Origin of the sequence: Mesorhizobium sp. M8A.F.Ca.ET.207.01.1.1, assembly GCF_004794715.1 — a bacterium.
Taxonomy (GTDB): Bacteria; Pseudomonadota; Alphaproteobacteria; order Rhizobiales; family Rhizobiaceae; genus Mesorhizobium.
Window position 1 is genome coordinate 39,683 of record NZ_SRUS01000011.1, and the last position, 22,737, is coordinate 62,419.

Below are 22,737 nucleotides of genomic sequence, written 5' to 3' on the forward strand. Positions count from 1 at the left end.
CAGCTTGGCGGCAGAGTCATGCCGCGGGCGATCGGGCAGCCTGTCCCGCCGCCGGGTGGCGGTGGACAAGCCGCGCCTGGCTGGTGCTGTTTGCCGGCGCGCGATCGATCACATATTCGTGTCGGCGTAACGGCTGGCGAGCCATCGGCGAACCCTGAAACGGGGCAACTGTGCCCCCGCACAATGGGAGTATGCAGAATGAAATCGATCAAATTCGCCGTCATTGCCGGCGTCGCCGCTCTTTGCGCCTCGCAGGCGCTTGCCGAGGATACGATGGGCACCATGACCATGATGAAAGGTGGCCAGGTGACGGCGATCATGCCGGACGGGCACATGGGCACCATGATGCCGGACGCGAAGATGAGCGCCGACATGATGAAAATGGCCAAGCCCATCAAGCACTGCATGATGATGATGACCGACGCCAAGGGTAAGGCCTATATGATCGATACGTCGACCAAGAAGGCCCAGGCCGAATGTGAAAAGATGGCCATGTGACGATCTCGCGAGCGCTTGCCCGCCGGCTTGGAGGCCGGCGGGACGGGGCAGGTTTCACTTCGATTGAACGCGGCTTATGCGCTTTCCGGATCATGCCCGCGAGCGGACGCCCAACATCGCGGCCTTTTGGTCCCCGGTCCGATCATCAGACTATTGCTTGATTGGCATCGTGCCTGTGTTACGGCTGGGGTTTCCCCACGAGGACAGACATGGCCGGCCAATCGCGAAGACATCCCATGCTGCGGCGTTCGCGCGCCATGTGGGCATCGCGGCGTGTCTGGCAGCCGCGCCTGGTGTTCTGGGCGGGTGCGATCTCGATCGGCCTGATCAGCGTGTTGTTTGCCGTGCTGGCCGACAAGGCACAGGCGCTGTTCCATGTGGTGATCGGCAATGATGGCGGCTGGCGTTCGTATCTGCCGCTGGCGATCACGCCGCTCGGCTTTGTCCTGTGCGCATGGCTGGCGCACGCCTTCTTTCCGGGCTCGCAAGGCAGCGGCATTCCGCAGGCGATCGCCGCCCGGCATCTGCGCGACGATGACGACCGCAGCCATATCCTGTCGCTGCGGCTGGTGGCGGGCAAGATAGCCCTCACGCTTGTCGGCCTGTTCTGCGGCGCTTCCATCGGCCGCGAAGGGCCGACCGTGCAGGTCGGCGCGTCGCTGATGCTGCAGGCGGCACGCTGGGGCGGCATGGCGCAGGCGCGCGGCCTGATCCTGGCCGGATCGGCCGCCGGCATCGCCGCCGCGTTCAACACGCCGCTTGCCGGCATCGTCTTCGCCATCGAGGAGATGGGCCGCACCTATGAGGCGCGCACCAACGGGCTGGTGCTGACGGCGGTCATCCTGGCCGGCCTCGCCTCGCTTGGCGTGCTCGGCAACTACACCTATTTCGGCGTGTCCAAGGACACGATCTCGTTTGCCGCCGACTGGCCGCTGGTGATCGTCTGCGGCGTCATCGGCGGCGGCTTTGGCGCCCTGTTCTCGTTGCTGGCGCTGAAGGCGACGCGGCGCATCCGGCGCTGGAACGCGCTGCAGCCGCTGTGGCGCGCGCTGCTGGTGGCGGCCGTCTGCGGGCTGGCCGTGGCGGTGATCGGCATCGTCTCGGGCGGGCTGACCTTCGGCACCGGCTACGTGCAGGCGCGCAGCGCCGTCGAAGGCACGCCCCTGCCCTGGTTCTTCTTTGCCGAGAAATTCGCAGCCGGCCTGCTATCGATGATTTCAGGAATTCCTGGCGGTATCTTCGCGCCCTCGCTGGCGGTCGGCGCCGGCATCGGCAGTTCGCTCGGCCTGGTGTTCGGCAGCAGCGCCGGCGTCGCGGCGCTGCTCGGCATGGCCGGCTATTTCGCCGGGGTCGTGCAGGCGCCGATGACGGCCTTCGTCATCATCCTCGAAATGACCGGCAATCACGACAATGTCATCGGCCTGATGCTGGCCTCGATGCTGGGCTACGGCACGGCGCGCCTGATTTCGCACGAGCCGCTCTATCACGCGCTGTCGCGGGTCTTCATCGCCGAGGCAATCCGGCGGCGGCGGGCGGAGGCCGCACCGGAATCAGGCCTGGGCTGAAAAAGCAAAAAGCCTGGCGTTGCGGCCAGGCCTTGGTTCAAAAACGAAGATAGCCTATTTGCACTTGGCGATCGAGGACAGCGCCGCAGAAATACCCTTCAGCGAGAAGACATAGTTCGTGGGATTGCCGCGGCCCGATTTCGCCGACACCTTCATGTCGGTGCCGGTCTTCATCGCCGCGATCAGCACCGGCTCCTCGGCGGCGTTCTCGACCCAGGCCGATTTTCCGCGCGTGAACATCGAGAAGGTCTTCTTGTCGATGGTGACGGTGGCCTTGGAGCCTTCCTGGAAATTGTAGCCGGCGATGAACTGCGGCTCATAGGATACCTGCTGGCCGGGCCGCTGGCTGACGAAGAAGAACATGTCGCCATGGTCGAGCGTCGGCGGCTGCTTGTCGGTCGGCACGGTCAGCACGTAGCAGACCTTGCCGCCCGACGCCTGGTAACTGTAGGTGCCCCAGGCATTGTGCTGGCCGATCTTGGTCGCCTGCTGCGCCAGCGCCGGCGCTGCCGAGGCGGCCAGGACCAGGCTCGAAACTAGTGCAATCAATCCGCGCATCGTTTTTCCCGTATTCCAAATGGTGCGGAGGCGGGACGCATGGCGTCCTGCCGTCGGTTCATTTTGATTTAATCTGGGTTACCAAACGGTGAAGTTCCCAAGAGAAAAGGACCCTCACCCCAGGAAACCGCCGCCATTTCCGCGCCGCCGCCTTGTCAGCGGCCGGCACGGCGTCCCTTTGGTGACTTGGAGGCCACGAAAACGGCAAGAGTTTGACTTTTGACGCGCCGCTGAACGCCCGATCCAGAAGCCGGGCCGACGCGGCGGGACTTTAGCCCTTGTCGGCGATGGCGTCCTTGGCGGCCTGCCGGTGCGCGGGCGTGATATGGGCGCTGACGGCGGTGATCGCGGCGGTCAGCACGGCGATGTCGTCGGTGAAGCCGAGACCGAAGATGAAGTCGGGGATGAGGTCGACCGGCAGGACGAAATAGCCGAGCGCGGCCACCAATATGCCCTTGGCGCGAAGCGGCGTGTTCTTGTCCATGGCGCAGTAATAGGCGGCGACGACGTCTTCCATGAACGGTATCTGCCGCGCGGCCTTCTTGGCCGTGCGCCAGAACTTTTCGCGCACTTCGCCCTCGCCGCCCAGCCTGTCGCCAAAGCCGAAAAAGTCAAAACCGGGTTGTTGCGCCATCAATCTCTCCTTGCGGGTCCCATGCGCGGACTGGCGCATGCTCGCGGATCAAAATGTGGTGAAAGCCGAACCCGGCTGCAAGATGCGGGCGCCGATTTGGCGGGTCCGCGCCCGGTCCAGAGCATGGACAGCCGGTGTTCAGCCGCCGAAATAGCGGTTCATCTTCTTGGCCAGCTCGATATCGAGCGCCGTCACGCCGCCGGCGTCATGCGTGTTCAAGGTCACGTCGACCGTCTTGTAGACATTCGACCAGTTGGGATGATGGTCCATCTTCTCGGCGGCGAGCGCGACGCGGGTCATGAAGGCGAAGGCCTCGGAGAAATTGTTGAAGACGAAGCTGCGCTTGATCGAGGCGCCGTCGGTGGCCAGCGACCAGCCGCCGAGTTCGGCAAGGGCAATTGTGATGGCGTCCTTGCTGAGTTTTTCTCTCGTCATGATGATTTCCCGTGCTATCTCGAATTTCGACCCTCACCATAGTGCAAGTCGCCCAAAAGTGTTTTGCGGTTTTGTGGCTCCAGATGCACAAACGGCGCATATCGAATGAGCATAAAGCCGATAAATTCCATTCTTTTCGTCTGCCTCGGCAACATCTGCCGGTCGCCTCTGGCCGAGGGCGTCCTTCGCGCCGTGCTGGCGGAGCGCGGGTACGGCGGGGATATGGTGCTCGACTCGGCCGCCACCAGCGGCTGGGAGGTCGGCTCCGCCCCGGATCCGCGCTCGATCGCGGTCGCGACGAGCCACGGCATCGACCTTTCAGGGCAGCGGGCGCGCAGGATCACACCGGCGGATTTTCACCGCTTCGACCTGATCCTCGGCATGGACCGGTCCAACGTCGCCGATCTGAAGGCGCTGGCGCCGGCGGCGGTGCGCGACCGCGTCCACCTGTTTCTGGAATTCGCCGAGGGAGAGCCGCGCGATGTGCCGGATCCCTATTATGAGGACCAGGAAGCGTTTGCTTCGGTCTACCGCATGATCCGCGAGGCGTCCGAGGCGCTGGCGACACGGCTGGCGGCGCGGGTATCGACGCCTGACAGCGGCCAGGCTTCCTCGACGATATAGGGGCCGCCGCCGACCGAATCGCGCGACGACATCAGCACGAAGCGGCCGATGCGGAAGGGCAGCGTCGAGAAATTGCCGCGCGCCGACAGATATTGGGCGACGTCGAGCGGGCTCGAATTGCGCAGCCTCGCCAGGGTGATGTGCGGCGTGAACTTGCGCGGATCGGCGGCCAAGCCGAGCCGCTGGCAGATGCGGTCGATCTCGCCCTGCAGGGCGCTCAGATCCGGTGATGGGGCGACGCCGGCCCACACGGCGTGTGGCTTCTTCTGGCCGAAAGCGCCGACACCCGACAGCGTCAGCGAGAAGGACGGGCGGTGCACCCGGTCCAGCGCGTTGGCGATCTCGTCGGCGACATGACCCTCGACATCGCCGATGAAGCGCAGCGTCAGATGGTAGTTTTCAACGTCGATCCAGCGGGCCCCGGGCAGGCCGCCCCGGAGCAGGGACAGCGAAAGGGCAGCGTCACGCGGAATTTCGAGGGCGGTGAAAAGACGCGGCATGAAGAGCCTCCCTTCCTCGAATCGAACTGTCACCTGTAGCGAATCATCGATAGCCTGATCGAGCAAGAGGTTTATTGGTCACAGTCATTGCTAAAAACTTCCCTAACGGAAAGCGATTCCTGGCGGCCTCACGACCCTCCCGGGGCCGTGGCGATGGCCTTCTCGACCGTCGGCAGGATGCGCTCGACCATCAGGTCGACACCCCCGGCGTTCGGATGTAGCCCATCCTCGAGTTGCAGGGTGGGCTGGCCGGCGACGCCCTCGAGGAAGAACGGGTAGAGCGGCACAGCGTATTTGCCGGCCAGGTCCGGAAAGATGGCGTCGAAGGCGTTCTGGTAGTCGGCGCCGAGATTGGGCGCGGCGCGCATGCCGGCCAGGAGCACGGCGATCTTGCGCTCCTTGAGCTTGCCCAGCATGGCGTCAAGGTTCTTCCGGGTGATGTCGGGCGAAACGCCGCGCAGCATGTCGTTGGCACCGAGTTCGAGGATCACCAGTTGCGTGCCGTCGGGCACCGACCAGTCGAGCCGCGCCAGGCCGCCGCTGGAGGTGTCGCCGGAGACGCCGGCATCGGCGACGGTGACGTCATGGCCCCTGGCGCGAAGGGCGGCCTGCAATTTGTCTGTAAAACCCTGGCCCGGGCCAAGACCGAACCCCGCCATCAGGCTGTCACCGAAGCCGACGATCTTGAATGGCTCGGCGCGCGCCGACGAAATGGCGCCGCAAATGGCGAGGAAAACGATCAGGCCTGCGGCAAAGCGGCGTTTGAAAGACATGCGGCAAGCCCCATATGACAGAGAATTCTTCCGGCGATGGCTGCGACAGGCAGAGCCTCCCTCCCCATATAGGACGCTTTCATTTTGACAGAAGCCGTCATCGCGCTGAAAGATGTATCCCTGACACTCGGCGAAGGCGCTTCGTCCGTCCATGTGCTGAAGGGCGTCAGCCTCGAGGTGGCGCGCGGCGAGGCGACTGGTATCGTCGGCCCGTCGGGGTCCGGCAAGTCCACATTGCTGATGGTTCTGGCAGGGCTGGAGCGGGTCGATTCGGGTACGGTACGAATCGCCGGCGAACTGCTCAACGGCAAGACCGAGGATCAAATCGCTTCGTTTCGGGGCCGAAACATTGGCATCGTGTTTCAGTCCTTCCACCTTATCCCGAACATGACGGCACTCGAAAATGTCGCGGTGCCGCTGGAATTGGCCGGCCACGCGGATCCGTTTTCGGTGGCGGAGCGGGAACTGGCGGCCGTGGGCCTCAGCGACCGCGTCACCCACTACCCCGGCGAGCTCTCCGGTGGCGAGCAGCAGCGCGTGGCGATCGCGCGGGCGCTGGCGCCATCGCCGCGCATCCTGATCGCCGACGAGCCGACCGGCAATCTCGACCAGGCGACGGGGCGGCAGGTCGCCGACCTGCTGTTTGCCAAGGCGGCCGAGCGCGGCATGACGCTGGTGTTGGTCACCCATGATCCGGCGCTCGCGGCGCGCTGTTCGCGCCAGGTGTCGATGCGCTCCGGCAGGATCGAAGCGCCGGCGCCGATCAAGGTCATTGCCTGATGCCGCTGGCGCGGACATTGAAGCTCGCCATCCGTTTCTCGCTGCGCGAGATGCGCGGCGGCCTGTCCGGGTTTCTCATCTTCCTCGCATGCATAGCACTCGGCGTCGCGGCCATCGGCGGCGTCAATTCGGTGGCCCGCTCCATCACCGCCGGTGTCGCCGATCAGGGCCAGACGCTGCTTGGCGGCGACCTTCGCTTCCAGATCAACCAGCGCGACGCCAGCCAGGCCGAACTTGGCTTTCTCGACGGGCTGGGCGTCGTTTCGCACACCGCCGGCATGCGCTCGATGGCGCGCCTGGCCGACGGATCCGACCAGGCGCTGGTCGAGGCCAAGGCGGTCGACGATGCCTATCCGCTCTATGGCGCGCTGGAAACCGAACCGGCGCTGACGAAGCAGGAACTGTTCGGCGGGCAGTTCGGCGTTTTCGGCGCTGCGGCACCCGACCTTCTGTTCGAACGGCTGCATCTCAAGATCGGCGACCGGCTGAAGCTCGGCACCGCCATCTTCGAACTGCGCGCCAGGCTGGTGACCGAGCCCGACGCGGTCTCCGACGGCTTCGGCTTCGCGCCAAGGCTGATGATCTCGGCAGAGGGCCTGACCGCCACAGGGCTGATCCAGCCGGGCAGCCTGGTCGAGAATGCCTACAAGGTCCGGCTGCCCGCCGATGCCGACGAGGCGCGGCTCAAGGCCATCCAGGACCAGGCGGCCAGGGATTTTCCGGAGGCCGGCTGGTCGATCCGCACGCGCGGCAATGCCGCCCCGGCGTTGTCTTCCAACATCGAACGCTTCTCGCAGTTCCTGACGCTGGTCGGGCTCACCGCGCTGGTGGTCGGCGGCGTCGGCGTCGCCAACGCGGTGCGTGCCTATCTCGACGGCAAGCGCGGCGTCATCGCCACTTTCAAGAGCCTGGGGGCATCCGGCGGCTTCGTCTTTGCCGTCTACCTCGTGCAGATCCTGATCATCGCCCTGATCGGCATCGGCGCCGGCCTGGTGCTGGGCGCGCTGATGCCCTTTGCCGCAAGTGCGGCCCTGCAGTCCGTCATTCCGGTGCCGGCGCAAGGCGGCTTCTATCCCGGCGCGCTCGCCATGGCGGCCCTGTTCGGCCTGCTGGTGACGCTCGCTTTCGCGCTGCTGCCGCTCGGCCGCGCCCGTGATGTGCCGGCGACCGCGCTGTTCCGGGAGATGGGGCTGGAAGGCCGTGGCCTGCCGCGCGCCGTCTATGTCGTCTGCGCGCTCGGCATCGCGCTTTTCCTGGCGGCGCTGGCGATCCTGTTTTCGGGCGACCAGCGCATCGCCTCGATCTTCGTCGGCGCCACGATTTTTGCTTTCCTGGTGCTGCGTCTCGTCGGCGCGCTGGTGCAATGGGCAGCCAGGAAAAGTCCGCGCGTGAGCTTTGTCGCGCTCAGGCTCGCCATCGGCAACATCCACCGGCCCGGTGCGCTGACGCCGTCCGTGGTGCTGTCGCTGGGGCTTGGACTGACACTCCTGGTGACGCTGGCGCTGATCGACGGGAATCTCAGGCGCCAGATCTCCGGCAACCTGCCGGCGCGGGCGCCCAACTTCTTCTTCGTCGACATCCAGGGCAGCGAGGTCGATGCCTTCTCCGCGCTGATCGCAAAGGAGGCGCCGCGGGGAGCGCTGGCCAGGGTGCCGATGCTGCGTGGCCGGGGTGATGGCGCTCAACGGCGTCGATGTCGACAAGGTCAAGGTGCCGGCCGAGGGCGCCTGGGTGCTGAAGGGCGATCGCGGCTTGACCTATGACACCAGGCAGCCGGAAAACACGACGCTGACCGAGGGCAAATGGTGGCCGGACAATTATGCCGGCGAGCCGCTGGTTTCGTTTTCCGACAAGGAAGGCAAGGAAATCGGGCTGAAGCTCGGCGACACCGTCACCGTCAATGTGCTTGGCCGCAACGTCACGGCCCGGATCGCCAATTTCCGCCAGGTCGAATGGGAGACGATGGGCATCAACTTCGTCATGGTGTTTTCGCCCAACACATTCGCGGGCGCCCCACATGGCTGGATAGCGACGCTCACAGAAAAGAGCGCGTCGACGGCCGATGACGCGCGCGTCCTCAACGCCGTCACCCGCGCTTTTCCGGCCGTGACGACGGTGCGGGTCAAGGACGCGCTCGACATCGTCAACCGGCTGGTCGGCCAGCTCGGCACGGCGATCCGGGCGGCGGCCGGCGTGGCGCTGATCGCCTCGGTTCTGGTGCTTGCCGGCGCGCTTGCCGCCGGCAACCGGGCGCGCATCCACGACGCAGTGGTGCTGAAAACGCTCGGCGCGACGCGCACGACGCTGATATCGGCCTTCTCGCTGGAATACATGCTGATCGGGCTCGCCACCGCCATCTTCGCGCTCGCCGCCGGCGGTGCAGCCGCCTGGTACATCGTCGCGCGCATCATGGCCTTGCCGTCGCATTTCATGCCGGAGGTCGCGGTCGCCACAATCGCCTTTTCGCTGGTGATCACGGTCGGCATCGGCCTTGCCGGCACCTGGCGGGTGCTCGGCCACAAGGCGGCGCCCGTGCTGCGCAACCTCTGATTCGCCGGTCCGGCGCGCCTGCCCCGGGTTAAATCTTGGTAAGAATACCGTCCGAAACGGCCGGCGAAGCGGCATTTTAGCCTGTCACGAACCGTTACAACAGGTTACGGACTTGTTCTTGACGCCAAGAACCATCATATTCCGCGCAGGCATGCTGGAGCCCCGCCAGCGGCGCCTGGGTCCGCAAGAGGCCCGACACCGGACGGGGCAGAAGCAACAGAGGATTTCCAATGGCTGATCCCATTCGCAATTATCAGACGTCGGCGGTGCCCGGCGTCCGTGCCGACATCGACCAGGGTCTGCGCGCGTATATGATCAAGGTCTACAATCTGATGGGGCTCGGTCTGCTCATCACCGGCCTTGCCGCCATCGGCACGATCATGCTGGCCACCACCACCGACCCGGCCTCGGCCGTCGCGACGCTGCCGAGCGGCGAGATGCTGACCTCCTTCGGCTACGCGATCTTCGGTTCGCCGCTGCGCTGGGTTGTCATGCTGGCCCCGCTGGCCGCCGTGTTCTTCCTGTCGTTCAGGATCCGGTCGATGAGCGTCGCCGCCGCGCAGACGACCTTCTGGGTCTATGCCGGCCTGGTCGGCCTGTCGCTGTCTTCGATCTTCCTGGTATACACCACGGCAAGCATCTCGCAGACCTTCTTCGCCACCGCCGCCGCTTTCGGGGCGCTGTCGCTGTTCGGCTACACCACCAAGCGCGACCTGTCGGCGATGGGCTCGTTCCTGATCATGGGCGTGTTCGGCATCATCATCGCCTCGGTGATCAACATCTTCCTGCAGTCGTCGGCGCTCACCTTCGCCGTCTCGGCGATCGGCGTGCTGGTGTTCGCCGGCCTCACCGCCTACGACACGCAGAAGATCAAGGAGATGTATTTCGAGGGTGACGCTTCCGATGTCGCCGGCCGCAAGGCGATCATGGGCGCGCTGTCGCTCTACCTCGACTTCATCAACCTGTTCATGTTCCTGCTCCAGTTCATGGGCGACCGCCGCTAAGGGTATTGGACCATCAACTTTCGCAAGGGCGGCCCAATGGCCGCCCTTTTCTTTTGTGCGGGCCTCTGCTGTTGTTGAAGGCACAAAAGAGGTTTGCATAAAGAATGAGCAACATCGTGATCAGGCCGGCGACCCCGGCCGACCTCGACACCATCACCGAAATCTATGCCGACGCGGTCGCCAACGGCACGGCGAGCTATGAACTGGAGCCGCCCAGCCGTGCCGAGATGGGGACGCGATTCGCCACGCTCGCGGCCGGCGGCTTTCCCTATCTGGTGGCGGAGAAGGACGGCGCCGTGCTCGGCTATGCCTATGCCGGCCCCTTCCGGCCGCGCCCGGCCTATCGCTTCATCGTCGAGGATTCGGTCTATGTCGCGCCTGACGCCAAGGGCCAGGGCGTCGGTCTCAAGCTGATGCAAAGCCTGGTCGCCGCGGTCGAGGGGGCGGGCTTTCGCCAGATCGTCGCGGTGATCGGCGACGGCCGCGCCGACAGCGCCTCGGTCAGGTTGCACGAGAAGCTCGGCTTTCGCCATTCCGGCCGCCTCGAAGGCTCCGGCTATAAGCATGGGCGCTGGCTGGACACGGTGTTCATGCAGCTATCGCTGAACGGCGGGGCATTGGTCGCGCCCGACCCGGATTCGCTGCCGGAGCGGAGGTTCAGGCTCGGAGGGAAATGAGAAGAATGGGAAATTGAAGAATTGAGGAATTGAAGAACTGGAGAAATGTCAGGCGCTTAGCGCTCTTTTCTCCAATTCCTCATTTCTTCGATTCCTCAGTTCCCCTTCACGCCTCGACCACCTTCAGCTTCGGATCGAAGACGCCAAGCACGCGGCCAAGCTCCTGGCCGCGTTTGAGGATACGGCCGCCCGCCGCGATGACGGCGAAGGCGCCCTGTTTGCGTGCCAGTTTCGGATCCTTGACGATCTGGAACAGCGGCACTTCGCTGGCGCGGCGAAAGACGGAAAAGACGGCGCGGTCGGTGAGATGATCGATGGCGTAGTCGCGCCATTCATTGGCGGCGACCATGCGTCCGTAGAGCCTCAGGATCAGATCCAGTTCACGCCGGTCGAAGCGGACCGGCTGGTCGAGGCGTTCACGTCGCGCCTCGTGTAGCGGGATCAATATTGCGGATGCATCTCCATCCCCCATCCCGCCGCCGTCATCAGTCATGCCTCGATCCCTCGAAATGAATCTTTGCCAACCAAAGTTGGCCCCTTCGCACCGCAATTGCAAGAGCCGGCGAAGCGGAGGCGGCGGTGCGCCGTTTCCGTCGCGTCCAGTCACGTTTGTGAAACGCATGTTGGAATTGGTGATGCTTCGCCACATTTCTGCCTTTTTTTATCCGCGCTCATGCCCCAATGTCCGACGAATTTACCGGCGTTGCCTGAGACGGTTCGGTCCGGCACCGGCTCGTAAACCCCAAGCCCCCCGCCCACGGGTCTGCGTCGGATCGAACCAACCTCGGTCTTTTCCTCGGAAAAACCAGGTGCGACGATCCCAAAACCTAAATGACCGGCGTCAGAAGCAAGCTGACGTCGGTTTTTTCGTTTTTGGACCTTTTTTTAACCCGGATCGTGGCGAGCGTGGGAAGCCGGCGCAGGCTCGAGGCGGCCAGCCCTCACATCGCGACTCAATTCCGCCGACCCTGCTTGCCATCTGCCGTCTCACTTAATAGGGTGTTAAGTGGAACGGAGACAGCAATGCCACGCGCATCGGACTCCACGGCAAAGCAGTTGGATGGTGTAGCGGCCGCGCCGGAGGCCGGCGGCGTCGGCCCTCGCATCAAGGCGTTGCGCACGGCACGGCGCGTCTCGCTGCGGCAGCTCGCCGACATGACCGGCACGACGGCGAGCTTCATCAGCCAGCTCGAGCGCAATCTGTGCGGCGCCAACACCGGCACGCTGCTCAAGATCGCCGGCGCTCTAGACCTTGGCATCAACGATCTGTTCGAGGACAATGCCCGCCCCTTGCACAAGGTGCTGCGGCGTGAGGAACGGCCGGTCGTCCCGGTCGGCAGGTACGGCCGCAAGATGCTCCTGTCGCGGCGGCCGATCCACCAGTTCGAGGTCTATGCCGGCCATTTCGAGGTGGGCGGCTCGACCGGCGACGAGACCTATGTCCATAGCGGCGAGCATGAAATGTTCATGGTGCTCAAGGGCACCGTTGAACTGACACTCGCCGATGAGCTCCACGTCATGCACGAAGGCGACAGCGTCGAATACGCAACCTCGGTGCCGCATCGCACGGTCAATATCGGCGACACGCCGGCGGAGGTGCTGTGGATCATCGCCCCGCCGACCGCCGGCGCGTTCGAACTCGATCAATACAGGCCCGGAAACCGCTCGCGTCCGGGTGAATGAAAACACATGCGAGTTCTGCAATGGAAAAACTGGCGCTCGCCCGTCGCGGCGTTGCCGGTGACGGCCGCAACCGGCTCACGGGGCGCATCGGCGAAGCGATCTACCTCGGTTCGGGCTCCAAATACGAGGTCGATCTGGCCGACGGCTCGAAAGCCATCGTGCGCTCGACGCTGGAAGCAGACAGTTTTTCCATCGGAGACGAGGTCGAGGTGCTGTTCGCCGGCAGCGACGTGAAGCTGCTCGCCGATGACGACAGGCCGACCTGACGCTCACCTGATTTCGGAACGGATTTCAAAAATGCAAGCCAAGCACAATGGCGACGTGTCGTTCTGGTATGCCGATATCGGCGGCGTGCCGGCCTATCGGCCATCCTTGCCCGGCGACATCGAGGCCGATGTCTGTATCGTCGGCGCCGGCTACACCGGCTTGTGGACCGCCTATTATCTGAAGAAGGCGCAGCCCGCGCTGCGCATCGCCATCGTCGAGAAGGAATTCGCGGGCTTCGGCGCTTCGGGCCGCAATGGCGGCTGGCTGTCGGGCGGCTTCAGCTGGTCGCGCGAGAAATACGCAAAAACCTCGTCGCGTGGCGCCGTGATCGACATGCAGCGCGCCATGTTCGGCACGGTCGACGAGGTGATCGCGGTGACGGAAGCCGAGGGCATCGACGCCGATATCCGCCGTGTCGACAACATCACCGTCGCCACCAACGCCGCGCAATTGCAGCGCGCCAGGGCCGAATACGAGGAGCTGCTGAGCTGGGAGATGCCGCCGGAGCGGCTGGCCTTCCTCGACGCGCGGGAGGCGCGCCAGCGCATCGCCATCGACAAGGTGCTGGGTGCTTTCGTCGTGCGCAACGTCGCGCGCGTGCAGCCGGCCAAGCTGGTCCAGGGTCTGGCGGCGGCGGTCGTGCGGCTCGGCGTGCCGATCTACGAGCAGACGCAAGTGCTGGCGATCGAGAAGGGCAAGGTCACCACCACCAGGGGCATCGTGCGGGCGCAGAAGATCGTCCGCGCCACCGAAGGCTTCACGGCGGGCATTCCCGGCTATGAGCGTCTCTGGCTGCCGTTGAACAGCGCCATCGTGGTGACGGAGAAGCTGCCGCAGAAGCTCTGGGACGCGATCGGCTGGAACGGCTACGAGGTGCTGGGCGATGCCGCGCACACCTATTGCTACGCGCAACGCACGCGCGAAGGCCGCATCGCCATGGGTGGCCGCGGCGTGCCCTACCGCTTCGGTTCACGCACGGATGTGCGAGGCCAGACCCAGCAGGCGACCATCGACCAGTTGCACGAGGTGCTGACCAGGTTGTTGCCGCAGACCAAGGGCGCGCATCTCGACCATGCCTGGTGCGGCACGCTCGGCGTGCCGCGCGACTGGTGCACGACTTCGGGTTTCGATAGGGAAAGCGGCATTGGCTGGGCCGGGGGCTATGTCGGGCTCGGTGTGTCGAGCTCCAACCTGTCGGGCCGCACCTTGCGCGACCTGGTGCTCGGCCACGACACCGAGCTGACCCGGCTGCCCTGGGTCAACCGCACGGTCAAGAAATGGGAGCCGGAACCGCTGCGCTGGCTCGGTGTGCACACCATGTACCAGCTCTATCGCATCGCCGACCGGCGTGAAGCAAACGGCCTGGGCCGGACCTCACGCCTTGCGGCCTTTGCCGATCGCCTGACCGGGCACTGACGATGTGCAGCGGTTTCCGTCTGGAACCGCGCCGAACCGCGTGACGTTACAGTTTTCGATCGAGAGAGGTCTCGGATCCGGGCTTGTGGATGAAAGCCGCACCCAGGATGGGACCTGGCAGGCCATCCTTGCCGACCGACTGCAGAAGCACGGCGCAACCGCCCTTCTTGGTGATCTCGCTCAGCGGCAATTCGTAGCGCTGCGCCTTGCCGTGCCACATGCCGGCGGTCTGGATCCCGGTCACCGCGTTCCAGTAGGTCATCTTGCGGCCGGAGTTCTCACCCTCGGCGATCTTGACCGTCTGCGGAGGCTCGAAATAGACGATGACGACATGGGCGTCGCTGGGGCCCGCCCCGGCATCGCCGGCGTCTATGATCACGCGGTCGCTGGTCCGGCTGACCTTGATGGCGACGCGCATGCCTTCGCCGCCCCGGGCCATACGGGCAAGCGCGCCGTCGACTTCGCCGCGGTTGGCGCCGTTGACGTGGACACGGCCGTTGATGACCGCTTGCGGCGTGTACACGGAGCGGCTGCCGAAGGCGCGCATATAGTCGTTCTGGCGCTCGGTATTCTCTTTATGGCTCAGCGTGTCCCGCCAGCCGAGATAGTCCCAATAGTCGACGTGATAGGAGAGCGCGACGAGGTCTTCCTGGACGGCAAGTTCGGCGAAGAATGCATCGGCCGGCGGACAGGAACTGCAGCCCTGGCTGGTGAAAAGCTCAACCACGCCGAGCGGCTTCTCCAGCTGGGGCTTGTCTGCCTGGGCCCTCTCGGTCTCGCCGGCATGGCCAGCGCCGGCAAAAGCCGAGAAGGCCAGCGCGAAGGCTGCCAGCCACAAAGATCGTCGCGAGGCCATGACCATTCCAATTCCCGCCGGTGATGCCGGCTTTGTTCTGCTTTGCCGAAATATGTGGCAGAACGGGAAGTCAACGGGAAGTCACGTTGCGGTGAAATTTTACCGCCGCAACCGTGAGGTAAGGCCGCAATAGGAGAAGCCACGGCATTTCAGGGCGTGGTTCGATTCGGCGGTGGCATCATCCCCATGTGGCAGGTTCTCCTCACCCCCGTCGATTTCTATTGCGAGCGAACCAGCCGTGGACTTTGGTCCGAGCCGGTCAATGCTTTGACGGACCTTGCCTTCATCGCCGCAGGACTGTGGGGAGCAGGGGAGTAGGGGAGTAGGGGAGTAGGGGAGTAGGGGAGTAGGGGAGTAGGGGAGTAGGGGAGTAGGGGAGTAGGGGAGTAGGTTACCCGTCCCCGGCTAGTTCCCTACTCCCCTGCTTTCTACGCTGCCAGATCGCGCAGCACGTATTGCAGGATGCCGCCGTTCTTGAAGTAGTCGAGCTCATCCAGCGTATCGATGCGGCAGATGATCGGCACGTTCTTCACCGTGCCGTCGCCATAGGTGATCTTGGCGGTCATCGTCTGGCGCGGCTTGATGGCGCTCAACCCATCGATCTCGACCAGCTCGTCGCCCTTGAGGTTGAGCGAGGCCCAGGAGGTGCCTTCCTCGAAGACGAAGGGGATGACGCCCATGCCGACCAGGTTCGAGCGGTGGATGCGCTCGAAGGACTGGGCGATGACGGCGCGGACACCAAGCAGGTTGGTGCCCTTGGCCGCCCAGTCGCGCGACGAGCCGTTGCCGTATTCGACGCCGGCGAAGATGACCAGCGGCACGCCTTCCTTCTTGTATTCCATCGCCGCGTCGTAGATCGATTCCTCTTCCTTCGTGGGATAGTGGATGGTGTAACCGCCCTCGCGGCCATTCTCGCCCAGCATGTGGTTGCGGATGCGGATGTTGGCGAAGGTGCCGCGCATCATCACCTCATGGTTGCCGCGCCGCGTGCCGTACTGGTTGAAGTCGGCGACGCCGACGCCATGGTCGGTGAGGTATTTGCCGGCCGGCGAGGCGGCCTTGATCGACCCGGCGGGCGAGATGTGATCGGTGGTGATCTTGTCGCCGAACAGGCCGAGCACGCGGGCGCCCTTGATGTCGCCGATCTTGCCGAAACCTGATGTCATGCCGGCGAAGTAGGGCGGGTTCTGCACATAGGTCGAATTGTTGTCCCAGGCATAGGTCTGGCCTTCCGGCGCCTTGACGTTCTGCCAGTACTCGTCGCCCTTGAAGACGTCGGCATATTTGCGGGCGAACAGCTCGCGGGTGACGTTCTTCTCGATGAACTCCTGGATCTCGGCCGAGCTTGGCCAGATATCCTTGAGATAAACCGGATTGCCGTTCTTGTCGTCGCCGAGCGGCTCTGATGTCAGGTCCTTGGTGACGGTGCCGGCGAGCGCGTGGGCCACGACCAGCGGTGGCGAGGCGAGGTAGTTCGCCTGCACGTCGGGCGAGACGCGACCTTCGAAGTTGCGGTTGCCGGAGAGCACGGCGGCAGCGATCAGGCCTTTGTCGTTGATGGTCTTGGAGATCGGCGCCGGCAGCGGGCCGGAATTGCCGATACAGGTGGTGCAGCCGAAGCCCACCAGGTTGAAGCCGATCTGGTCGAGCTCCTTCTGCAGGCCCGACTTTTCCAGATATTCGGCCACCACCTGACTGCCGGGTGCCAGCGAGGTTTTTACCCACGGCTTCTGCTTCAAGCCGAGGCGGTTGGCGTTGCGGGCAAGCAAGCCGGCGCCGATCAGCACGCTCGGGTTCGAGGTGTTGGTGCAGGACGTGATGGCGGCGATGACGACGTCGCCATGGCCGAGGTCATGGTCGGTGCCTTCAACGGCGTAGCGCTTGGAGATTTCCGCGGCCTTCTTGTACTCGGTGTCCATCGCCTTGGCGAAGCCGGCCGGAATGCCCTCGAGCGCGACACGGCCTTCCGGGCGCTTGGGGCCGGCCATGGACGGCACGACGCTGTCGAGTTCCAGTTCGAGCAGGTCGGTGAAGACCGGATCGGCGGAACCGGCCTCGCGCCACATGCCTTGCGCCTTGGAATAGGCCTCGACCAAGGCGATGCGGTCCTCGCTGCGGCCCGACATTGTGAGGTAGCGGATGGTTTCCGAGTCCACGGGGAAGAAACCGCAGGTGGCGCCGTATTCGGGCGCCATGTTGCCGATGGTGGCGCGGTCGGCCAGCGTCATGTTGGAGAGGCCCGGCCCGAAGAACTCGACGAACTTGCCGACGACGCCCTTCTTGCGCAGCATCTGGGTGACGGTGAGCACGAGGTCGGTGGCGGTGACGCCCTCCTTGAGCTTGCCGGTGAGGCGGAAGCCGATGACTTCGGGCAACAGCATGGAAACCGGCTGGCCGAGCATGGCCGCCTCGGCCTCGATGCCGCCGACGCCCCAGCCGAGCACGCCAAGGCCGTTGATCATGGTGGTGTGAGAATCGGTGCCGACGCAGGTGTCGGGATAGGCTGTGGTTTCGCCGTCCTCGGTGCTGGTCCACACGACCTGGCCGAGATATTCGAGGTTGACCTGGTGGCAGATGCCGGTGCCGGGCGGCACGACGCGGAAGTTGCGGAACGCCTGCTGGCCCCATTTCAGGAATTTGTAGCGCTCTTCGTTGCGCTCATATTCGAGTTCGACATTGCGGGCGAAGGCCATCGGCGTGCCGAACTCGTCGACGATGACGGAATGGTCGATGACGAGGTCGACCGGAACCAGCGGGTTGATCTTCTGCGGATCGCCGCCGAGCGAGGCCATGGCGTCGCGCATGGCGGCGAGATCGACCACGGCCGGGACGCCGGTGAAATCCTGCATCAAGACGCGGGCCGGGCGGTAGGCGATCTCGACGCCGGCGGTGCCCTTGTCGGTCAGCCAGCCGGCCACCGCCTGGATCGATTCCTTGGTGACGGAGCGGCCATCCTCGTTGCGCAGCAGGTTTTCCAGCAGCACCTTCATCGAATAGGGCAGCTGGGCAATGCCGGTGAGGCCGTTCTTCTCGGCCTCGACGAGGTCGAAATAGACATACTCGGCGTCGCCCGCTTTCAGCGTGCGGCGGCAATTGAAACTGTCGAGGGATTTTGACACGTGCGATCCTTGTCTGTTCAGCCTGAAAGGGAACGGACGCCGATGGCATGCAATCACGCGCAAAGGTGCGGGTACGGCCATTTCCGCTGTCCGCTCCCAAGCAACCCGAGCCGTTCAAGGCGGCGCGTGCGCTGGTTCGGCGCTAATTCTGTTCCCGTGCCGACCGCTGGCACGGATGACCCGCATATAGAGAATTTTCTGGAATAGTTCTAGACAGTTGCAAAGCAAATTTGTGCGATGCGGCAGCGGCCGTGCCGCTTCGTTCGAGGGACAGGCAAGGGATGCGGCTGATCGCCGAAAATCTGGGCGGCGAGCGCGGCGGCGAGGCGGTGTTTTCCGGCATCGGGTTTGCCCTGGAGACGGGGCAGGCGCTGGTCGTCACCGGGCCGAACGGCTCGGGCAAATCGACCTTGCTCAGGGTGGTCGCCGCGCTGCTGCCGAAAGCCGCAGGCCGCCTGCTGCTCGAAGGCGGCGGCGACGAATTCCCGTCGATCGCGTCGGCCTGCCATTATCTCGGCCATCAGAATGCAATGAAGACGGCGCTGAGCGTGGCGGAGAACTTGCGCTTCTGGCGGGAGTTCCATGGCGAAGGCCGGCTCGGTGTCGAGGAGGCGCTGGAAACGGTCGGGCTGGGCGGCATCGGTCATTTGCCGTTCGGCTATCTCTCGACCGGGCAAAGGCGCCGCGCGGCGATCGCCAAGCTTTTGGTCAGCCATAGGCCGCTGTGGCTGCTGGACGAGCCGACGGCGGGCCTGGACAAGGCTTCGGAGGGAAGGTTCGCGCGGTTGATGAGCGGGCATTGCGCGGAAGGCGGGATGATTGTCGCGGCGACGCATCTGCCGCTGGGGTTGGAAGGGGCGCGCGAGCTGCAAATGAGGGTAGGCCATTGATTTCCGTGCTCTACGGCGCCCCCCTCTGGCCTGCCGGCCATCTCCCCCACGAGGGGGGAGATTGGTGGCTTCGGCGCCTCGCTCATCTTGGCGACGCTAGTGATTGGCGAAAGCCGAACCGACGGCTGATCTCCCCCCTCGTGGGGGAGATGTCCGGCAGGACAGAGGGGGGCGTGACGGAACGCCTTCTTCAACCGGGGACCACATCGTAATGTGGTCCCTCTTAGCCCGCGACATCCGCCTCAATATCCGTGCCGGCGGTGGCGCGCTGACCGGCGTCATCTTCTTCCTTGCCGTCATCGCCACCATCCCCTTCGGCGTCGGGCCGGACCTCAAGCTCTTGGCCCGCATCGGCCCTGCGATCCTGTGGATCGGCGCCTTGCTTGCCTGCCTGCTCGGCCTCGACCGGCTGTTCCAGGCCGACCGCGAGGACGGCGCGCTCGATCTGCTGGTGCTCGGCCACGACCGGCACATGCTGGCGCTGACGGTGCTGGTGAAATGCGTCGCGCATTGGGCGGGAAGCGTCTTGCCGCTGGTGGTCGCCGCGCCCCTGCTCGGCCTGTTCATGAACATGGAACCGGTCGCCATCGGCGCCACGGCACTGACGCTTCTGGTCGGCACGCCGGCCATCACCTTCATCGGCGCCGTCGGCGCCGCGGTGGCGGTGGCGCTGCCGCGCGGCGGGCTGTTGATCTCGGTGTTGGTGCTGCCGCTGACCATTCCGGTGTTGATCTTCGGTGTTTCGGCAAGCTACGGGGCGACGGCGAATCCCGATCCGTTCCTGCAGCCTTTCCTCATTCTTGCCGCGCTGACGTTGTTTCTTGCGGTGCTGGGCCCCGTGGCCGCGGCGCTGGCGCTGCGCCATGGCACGGATTGAGTCGGCCGCGAGCGGCAGAGGCTGCGGCGCGGCGGCAGATTGCGCGGCCCGTGGCGCGAGGTTAAGGGAAGGCATGAGCGAGCGCAGCGAACGGACCGGGTTGGCGAGCGGCATGCCAGGGAGGCGGCCGGCATGAGCCCGCACGCACTCTACGTCACCGCCGCCTATGCCATCACCGCGATCGTGCTGGCCGGGCTGATCGGCTGGATCCTGCTTGACCAGCGGGCACGCAAGCGCGAACTCGCCGAACTCGAGGCGGCCGGGGTGCGGCGGCGCTCCGACAAGACCGGGGCGGGAAAGCCGTGAGCAGCGAAATCGAAACGCCGACGCGTCGCCGCCTGTTCGTGTTCTTGCCGCTGCTGGTTTTCCTCGGCCTGGCCGGCCTGTTCCTGTCGCAGCTTCTGTCGGGACGCGATGTCTCGGAAGTGCCATCGGCGCTCATCGGCCTGCCGGCGCCGCAGACCAGTCTGCCGGCGCTGGAGGGGTCAAACCTGCCGGGGCTCGATTCGAAAGCCTTCGCCGGCAAGGTCACTCTGGTCAACGTCTTTGCGTCGTGGTGCGCGCCGTGCCGGGAAGAGCACCCGGTTCTGTTGGCGCTGGCGCAGGACAAGCGGTTCACGATGGCGGCGCTGAATTACAAGGACCGGCCGGAAAACGCCCGCCGCTTCCTCGGCGACCTCGGCAATCCGTTCCAGGCGATCGGCGTCGACGAAGCCGGCCGCACGGCGATCGACTGGGGCGTCTATGGCGTGCCGGAAACCTTCGTCATCGGCAAGGATGGCAAGATAGCCTACAAGCATGTCGGCCCGCTGACGGCGGAGTCGGCGAGGGATCTCTTGCTGCCACAGATTGAAAAAGCGCTGGCCGTACCGAACTGACAACTCCAACTCGCCTTCGTCATCCTAGGGCGAAGCAAGGAGCGAAGCGACGCGGCGCAGACCCTAGGATCCATGCCGTGATATTAGTGACAGGCAAGGCGGATCAGGATAAGGGACTCTTCGCCGCTGATAGAACCGCTATTCCGAGCCGCTGCATGCTTCGTTTGAAGTCGCGGCATGGATCCTCGGGTCAAGCCCGAGGATGACGAAACGCGGTGGGGCTCAGCCGTAGATCTGCTTGTGGATCTGGTAGAGCATTTCCGAGCGGTCGGCGCGCATGTCGGCGAGGTCGCGGCTGGAGAAGCTGTCGATTTCGGCGACGAGGCGGTTGTAGTGCTTGCGCTTGGCGATGCTGCTGCGAGCGCGGGTCATCAGGTCATTCAAGATCATAGCAAGGTTCCTTCTGTGCCGCATTCTCGCGGCGGGTTCTTCCTCCCTTGATCGATACGGAGCATGACATAGTAATGGTGCATTGCAAAAAGAAGATGTTGCAATGCACCATTGCACTGCGCGCATAGCCGGTTAATGGCGTCCTAAGGAACGTCCCGCCGTTTTGTCTTACAAATTGCTGATACCCCGTCTTGCCAGATCGATCGCGGGCTGGCTTGATCCGGCGTCACGTGATGCCGGGAGGAAATGCATGGCGGCCGCAGACTATTACGAAATTCTCGATCCGCGTTTCGCGCGCCTGTTCAATGGCAGCGCGCAAGTGGAGAAACTGTTCACCGGCTGCCGCTGGGCCGAAGGGCCGGCCTGGTTCGCCGCCGGCCGCTATGTCGTGTGGTCGGACATTCCGAACAACCGCATGCTGCGTTATGACGAAACCGACGGCAGCGTCAGCGTGTTCCGCCAGCCCTCGGGCAATTCCAACGGCAACACCGTCGACCGGCAGGGCCGGCTCGTCACCTGCGAGCATTCGGGCCGCCGCGTCAGCCGCACCGAGCATGATGGCTCGGTCACCACCATCGCCGCCAAATGGAAGGGCAAGCGGCTGAACTCGCCCAACGACGCGGTGGTGAAATCCGACGGCTCGGTCTGGTTCACCGACCCCAGCTACGGCATCGACACCGACTATGAGGGCGACAAGGCCGAGAGCGAGATCGGCGCCTGCAACGTCTACCGGGTGGATCCCGACACGGGCGAGGTCGAGGCCGTGATCACCGACATGGTCAGGCCGAACGGGCTTGCCTTCTCGCTCGACGAAAGCCTGCTCTATGTCGTCGACACCGGCCGCACGCATGGCGCTGAGAACCCGGCGCATATGCGGGTGTTCAACGTCGGCAAGCACGGCAAGAAGGTTTCCGGCGGCAAGGTCTTCGCCGACTGCACATCAGGCCTGTTCGACGGGTTCCGGCTCGACGCCGACGGACGCATCTGGACCAGCGCTGCCGACGGCATCCACTGCTACGATCCGGACGGCACGCTGATCGGCAAGGTCAAGGTGCCGGAGGTGACCGCCAATTGCGTGTTCGGCGGCACCAAGCTGAACTGCCTCTACATCGCCGGCACCACCTCGCTCTATTCGGTGCGGCTGATGGTGAATGGGGCCAAGACTTTTTGAGGCTGCTCGCAACTTTTCTCTGGCGGCCCTTGTTGGCGCTTCTGCGGATAGCCGCGGCACCCGCTTCGCCGCGGCTTCCGCAGCCGCCATTATTTGCTCCGCCGGAGCGGAGTTCGAAGCAGTCCGCCGATGGTATCAGGCACAAATCAATGGGAGGACGTCATGCCATTCGTCAACATCCGCATCGTCAAGGAAGTGATCGCCGCCGATCCGGCAGGCAAGAAGGCTGACATCGCCAGGAAAGTCACGGCGGCCATCATGGACGCCACCGGACTCGGCAATGACGATGTCTGGGTGGTGTTCGAGGAGGTCAACGCGCGCGACTGGTATGTCGGCAAGACCGATGTCGAGACCTTGCGGAAGGGGTAGATCGAAGGAAGGCGAAGTCCTTTCCACTTCGTCATCCTAGGGCGAAGCAGTCGCGAAGCGACGTCGCGGAGACCCTAGGATCCATGCCGGGCCTTTCGAACGTCGCGGCGGTGCAGTTTCCGTCTGTGATACGGTCAGTGTACTAGCCACGTTGGGGTGCCTGTTCTGAACCGCTGCATTCTTTGGCAAATGTCACGGCATGGATTATAGGGTCTGCGCCGCG

General features: G+C 64.5%; 24 protein-coding genes and 1 pseudogene. 16 read left to right on the forward strand and 9 right to left on the reverse strand.

Annotation, left to right across the window (positions count from 1 at the left end; translation table 11 throughout):
• Window positions 1–198 precede the first annotated feature (198 nt).
• Window positions 199–498, forward strand: a complete 300-nt coding sequence (locus EN850_RS27045) for a hypothetical protein (protein ID WP_127278699.1) — start codon at window positions 199–201, stop codon at window positions 496–498.
• A gap of 209 nt (window positions 499–707) precedes the next feature.
• Window positions 708–2,063: a chloride channel protein gene (locus EN850_RS27050; RefSeq protein ID WP_135883777.1), complete on the forward strand. Its 1,356-nt coding sequence runs from the start codon at window positions 708–710 to the stop codon at window positions 2,061–2,063.
• Between the two features lie 54 nt (window positions 2,064–2,117).
• Here the strand turns inward: EN850_RS27050 and EN850_RS27055 are convergent, their stop codons facing one another.
• From EN850_RS27055 to EN850_RS27065, 3 genes are all read right to left on the reverse strand, one after another.
• Complete coding sequence (locus EN850_RS27055) at window positions 2,118–2,621, reverse strand: invasion associated locus B family protein (protein ID WP_127278701.1); 504 nt, start codon at window positions 2,619–2,621, stop codon at window positions 2,118–2,120.
• Between the two features lie 271 nt (window positions 2,622–2,892).
• The gene (locus EN850_RS27060; protein WP_127278702.1) at window positions 2,893–3,255 is read right to left on the reverse strand and encodes a YkvA family protein; all 363 of its coding nucleotides are present in this window, start codon (window positions 3,253–3,255) and stop codon (window positions 2,893–2,895) included.
• Between the two features lie 138 nt (window positions 3,256–3,393).
• Window positions 3,394–3,690 carry a 4a-hydroxytetrahydrobiopterin dehydratase gene (locus EN850_RS27065; RefSeq protein ID WP_136092659.1) on the reverse strand — a complete coding sequence of 99 codons (297 nt, stop codon included), beginning with the start codon at window positions 3,688–3,690 and terminating at the stop codon, window positions 3,394–3,396.
• A gap of 105 nt (window positions 3,691–3,795) precedes the next feature.
• On the opposite strand from EN850_RS27065, the gene EN850_RS27070 reads away from it, so the two are divergent.
• Complete coding sequence (locus EN850_RS27070; protein WP_136092660.1) at window positions 3,796–4,314, forward strand: low molecular weight protein-tyrosine-phosphatase; 519 nt, start codon at window positions 3,796–3,798, stop codon at window positions 4,312–4,314.
• On the opposite strand, the gene thpR is transcribed toward EN850_RS27070, so the two are convergent.
• Together thpR and EN850_RS27080 are read right to left on the reverse strand one after the other, a co-directional pair.
• Window positions 4,218–4,814 (reverse strand): RNA 2',3'-cyclic phosphodiesterase, encoded by a 597-nt coding sequence (gene thpR / locus EN850_RS27075; RefSeq protein ID WP_135883779.1) that lies wholly within the window; start codon window positions 4,812–4,814, stop codon window positions 4,218–4,220. The two genes, EN850_RS27070 and thpR, sit on opposite strands and share 97 nt — an antisense overlap.
• 128 nt (window positions 4,815–4,942) lie before the next feature.
• Window positions 4,943–5,587: an arylesterase gene (locus EN850_RS27080; RefSeq protein ID WP_135863450.1), complete on the reverse strand. Its 645-nt coding sequence runs from the start codon at window positions 5,585–5,587 to the stop codon at window positions 4,943–4,945.
• Between the two features lie 84 nt (window positions 5,588–5,671).
• Here EN850_RS27080 and EN850_RS27085 point away from each other — a divergent pair, with 84 nt between their 5' ends.
• The 4 genes and pseudogenes from EN850_RS27085 to EN850_RS27100 all read left to right on the forward strand — a co-directional run bounded on the left by EN850_RS27085 (window position 5,672) and on the right by EN850_RS27100 (window position 10,598).
• Window positions 5,672–6,367, forward strand: coding sequence for an ABC transporter ATP-binding protein (locus tag EN850_RS27085; protein WP_135883781.1), 696 nt, complete (start codon window positions 5,672–5,674; stop codon window positions 6,365–6,367).
• Window positions 6,367–8,917: pseudogene (locus EN850_RS27090) on the forward strand (ABC transporter permease). The gene EN850_RS27085 and the pseudogene EN850_RS27090 overlap by 1 nt, the downstream one beginning before the upstream one ends.
• 230 nt (window positions 8,918–9,147) lie before the next feature.
• Window positions 9,148–9,921, forward strand: a complete 774-nt coding sequence (locus EN850_RS27095) for a Bax inhibitor-1/YccA family protein (protein ID WP_127872799.1) — start codon at window positions 9,148–9,150, stop codon at window positions 9,919–9,921.
• A 104-nt stretch (window positions 9,922–10,025) separates the two neighbouring features.
• Window positions 10,026–10,598 carry a GNAT family N-acetyltransferase gene (locus EN850_RS27100; protein ID WP_135883783.1) on the forward strand — a complete coding sequence of 191 codons (573 nt, stop codon included), beginning with the start codon at window positions 10,026–10,028 and terminating at the stop codon, window positions 10,596–10,598.
• A gap of 106 nt (window positions 10,599–10,704) precedes the next feature.
• Here EN850_RS27100 and EN850_RS27105 read toward each other — a convergent pair whose 3' ends face one another.
• Window positions 10,705–11,091 (reverse strand): DUF2794 domain-containing protein, encoded by a 387-nt coding sequence (locus EN850_RS27105; protein ID WP_127279199.1) that lies wholly within the window; start codon window positions 11,089–11,091, stop codon window positions 10,705–10,707.
• A gap of 530 nt (window positions 11,092–11,621) precedes the next feature.
• Here EN850_RS27105 and EN850_RS27110 point away from each other — a divergent pair.
• The 3 genes from EN850_RS27110 to EN850_RS27120 are packed head-to-tail and all read left to right on the forward strand — an operon-like array spanning window position 11,622 to window position 13,964.
• The gene (locus EN850_RS27110; RefSeq protein ID WP_136092661.1) at window positions 11,622–12,281 is read left to right on the forward strand and encodes an XRE family transcriptional regulator; all 660 of its coding nucleotides are present in this window, start codon (window positions 11,622–11,624) and stop codon (window positions 12,279–12,281) included.
• A gap of 20 nt (window positions 12,282–12,301) precedes the next feature.
• Window positions 12,302–12,547: a TOBE domain-containing protein gene (locus tag EN850_RS27115; RefSeq protein ID WP_246689284.1), complete on the forward strand. Its 246-nt coding sequence runs from the start codon at window positions 12,302–12,304 to the stop codon at window positions 12,545–12,547.
• Window positions 12,548–12,578: 31 nt separating this feature from the next.
• Complete coding sequence (locus EN850_RS27120) at window positions 12,579–13,964, forward strand: FAD-binding oxidoreductase (protein WP_136092663.1); 1,386 nt, start codon at window positions 12,579–12,581, stop codon at window positions 13,962–13,964.
• Window positions 13,965–14,010: 46 nt separating this feature from the next.
• On the opposite strand, the gene EN850_RS27125 is transcribed toward EN850_RS27120, so the two are convergent.
• Together EN850_RS27125 and acnA are read right to left on the reverse strand one after the other, a co-directional pair.
• Window positions 14,011–14,826 carry a thioredoxin family protein gene (locus tag EN850_RS27125; RefSeq protein WP_136092664.1) on the reverse strand — a complete coding sequence of 272 codons (816 nt, stop codon included), beginning with the start codon at window positions 14,824–14,826 and terminating at the stop codon, window positions 14,011–14,013.
• Window positions 14,827–15,248: 422 nt separating this feature from the next.
• Window positions 15,249–17,939 carry an aconitate hydratase AcnA gene (gene acnA, locus EN850_RS27130; protein WP_135863433.1) on the reverse strand — a complete coding sequence of 897 codons (2,691 nt, stop codon included), beginning with the start codon at window positions 17,937–17,939 and terminating at the stop codon, window positions 15,249–15,251.
• Between the two features lie 281 nt (window positions 17,940–18,220).
• On the opposite strand from acnA, the gene ccmA reads away from it, so the two are divergent.
• The 4 genes from ccmA (at window position 18,221) to EN850_RS27155 (ending at window position 20,584) form a co-directional block, all read left to right on the forward strand.
• Window positions 18,221–18,829, forward strand: coding sequence for a heme ABC exporter ATP-binding protein CcmA (ccmA, locus tag EN850_RS27135; protein WP_135863545.1), 609 nt, complete (start codon window positions 18,221–18,223; stop codon window positions 18,827–18,829).
• 211 nt (window positions 18,830–19,040) lie between these two features.
• Entirely contained in the window at window positions 19,041–19,706 is a 666-nt protein-coding gene (ccmB, locus tag EN850_RS27145) for a heme exporter protein CcmB (protein WP_127872807.1), read from the forward strand.
• Window positions 19,707–19,838: 132 nt separating this feature from the next.
• On the forward strand, window positions 19,839–20,012 hold the full coding sequence (ccmD, locus tag EN850_RS27150) for a heme exporter protein CcmD (RefSeq protein ID WP_127280270.1): 174 nt from the start codon (window positions 19,839–19,841) through the stop codon (window positions 20,010–20,012).
• Window positions 20,009–20,584, forward strand: a complete 576-nt coding sequence (locus EN850_RS27155) for a DsbE family thiol:disulfide interchange protein (protein WP_127872808.1) — start codon at window positions 20,009–20,011, stop codon at window positions 20,582–20,584. The genes ccmD and EN850_RS27155 overlap by 4 nt, the downstream gene beginning before the upstream one ends.
• Before the next feature lie 222 nt (window positions 20,585–20,806).
• Here the strand turns inward: EN850_RS27155 and EN850_RS27160 are convergent, their stop codons facing one another.
• Window positions 20,807–20,974: a hypothetical protein gene (locus EN850_RS27160; protein WP_127280268.1), complete on the reverse strand. Its 168-nt coding sequence runs from the start codon at window positions 20,972–20,974 to the stop codon at window positions 20,807–20,809.
• A gap of 250 nt (window positions 20,975–21,224) precedes the next feature.
• Here EN850_RS27160 and EN850_RS27165 point away from each other — a divergent pair, with 250 nt between their 5' ends.
• The gene (locus tag EN850_RS27165) at window positions 21,225–22,145 is read left to right on the forward strand and encodes an SMP-30/gluconolactonase/LRE family protein (protein ID WP_127872809.1); all 921 of its coding nucleotides are present in this window, start codon (window positions 21,225–21,227) and stop codon (window positions 22,143–22,145) included.
• A 162-nt stretch (window positions 22,146–22,307) separates the two neighbouring features.
• On the forward strand, window positions 22,308–22,514 hold the full coding sequence (locus EN850_RS27170; protein WP_127280266.1) for a 4-oxalocrotonate tautomerase family protein: 207 nt from the start codon (window positions 22,308–22,310) through the stop codon (window positions 22,512–22,514).
• Window positions 22,515–22,737 lie beyond the last annotated feature (223 nt).

What these genes read in the sequence shown, in the direction of transcription:
- EN850_RS27045 (WP_127278699.1), top strand. Translation starts at nt 199, where the DNA reads ATGAAATCGATCAAATTCGCCGTCATTGCCGGCGTCGCCGCTCTTTGC.
- EN850_RS27050 (WP_135883777.1), top strand. Translation starts at nt 708, where the DNA reads ATGGCCGGCCAATCGCGAAGACATCCCATGCTGCGGCGTTCGCGCGCC.
- EN850_RS27055 (WP_127278701.1), bottom strand. Translation starts at nt 2,621, where the DNA reads ATGCGCGGATTGATTGCACTAGTTTCGAGCCTGGTCCTGGCCGCCTCG.
- EN850_RS27060 (WP_127278702.1), bottom strand. Translation starts at nt 3,255, where the DNA reads ATGGCGCAACAACCCGGTTTTGACTTTTTCGGCTTTGGCGACAGGCTG.
- EN850_RS27065 (WP_136092659.1), bottom strand. Translation starts at nt 3,690, where the DNA reads ATGACGAGAGAAAAACTCAGCAAGGACGCCATCACAATTGCCCTTGCC.
- EN850_RS27070 (WP_136092660.1), top strand. Translation starts at nt 3,796, where the DNA reads ATGAGCATAAAGCCGATAAATTCCATTCTTTTCGTCTGCCTCGGCAAC.
- thpR (WP_135883779.1), bottom strand. Translation starts at nt 4,814, where the DNA reads ATGCCGCGTCTTTTCACCGCCCTCGAAATTCCGCGTGACGCTGCCCTT.
- EN850_RS27080 (WP_135863450.1), bottom strand. Translation starts at nt 5,587, where the DNA reads ATGTCTTTCAAACGCCGCTTTGCCGCAGGCCTGATCGTTTTCCTCGCC.
- EN850_RS27095 (WP_127872799.1), top strand. Translation starts at nt 9,148, where the DNA reads ATGGCTGATCCCATTCGCAATTATCAGACGTCGGCGGTGCCCGGCGTC.
- EN850_RS27100 (WP_135883783.1), top strand. Translation starts at nt 10,026, where the DNA reads ATGAGCAACATCGTGATCAGGCCGGCGACCCCGGCCGACCTCGACACC.
- EN850_RS27105 (WP_127279199.1), bottom strand. Translation starts at nt 11,091, where the DNA reads ATGACTGATGACGGCGGCGGGATGGGGGATGGAGATGCATCCGCAATA.
- EN850_RS27110 (WP_136092661.1), top strand. Translation starts at nt 11,622, where the DNA reads ATGCCACGCGCATCGGACTCCACGGCAAAGCAGTTGGATGGTGTAGCG.
- EN850_RS27115 (WP_246689284.1), top strand. Translation starts at nt 12,302, where the DNA reads ATGGAAAAACTGGCGCTCGCCCGTCGCGGCGTTGCCGGTGACGGCCGC.
- EN850_RS27120 (WP_136092663.1), top strand. Translation starts at nt 12,579, where the DNA reads ATGCAAGCCAAGCACAATGGCGACGTGTCGTTCTGGTATGCCGATATC.
- EN850_RS27125 (WP_136092664.1), bottom strand. Translation starts at nt 14,826, where the DNA reads ATGGTCATGGCCTCGCGACGATCTTTGTGGCTGGCAGCCTTCGCGCTG.
- ccmA (WP_135863545.1), top strand. Translation starts at nt 18,221, where the DNA reads ATGCGGCTGATCGCCGAAAATCTGGGCGGCGAGCGCGGCGGCGAGGCG.
- ccmB (WP_127872807.1), top strand. Translation starts at nt 19,041, where the DNA reads ATGTGGTCCCTCTTAGCCCGCGACATCCGCCTCAATATCCGTGCCGGC.
- ccmD (WP_127280270.1), top strand. Translation starts at nt 19,839, where the DNA reads ATGAGCCCGCACGCACTCTACGTCACCGCCGCCTATGCCATCACCGCG.
- EN850_RS27160 (WP_127280268.1), bottom strand. Translation starts at nt 20,974, where the DNA reads ATGATCTTGAATGACCTGATGACCCGCGCTCGCAGCAGCATCGCCAAG.
- EN850_RS27165 (WP_127872809.1), top strand. Translation starts at nt 21,225, where the DNA reads ATGGCGGCCGCAGACTATTACGAAATTCTCGATCCGCGTTTCGCGCGC.
- EN850_RS27170 (WP_127280266.1), top strand. Translation starts at nt 22,308, where the DNA reads ATGCCATTCGTCAACATCCGCATCGTCAAGGAAGTGATCGCCGCCGAT.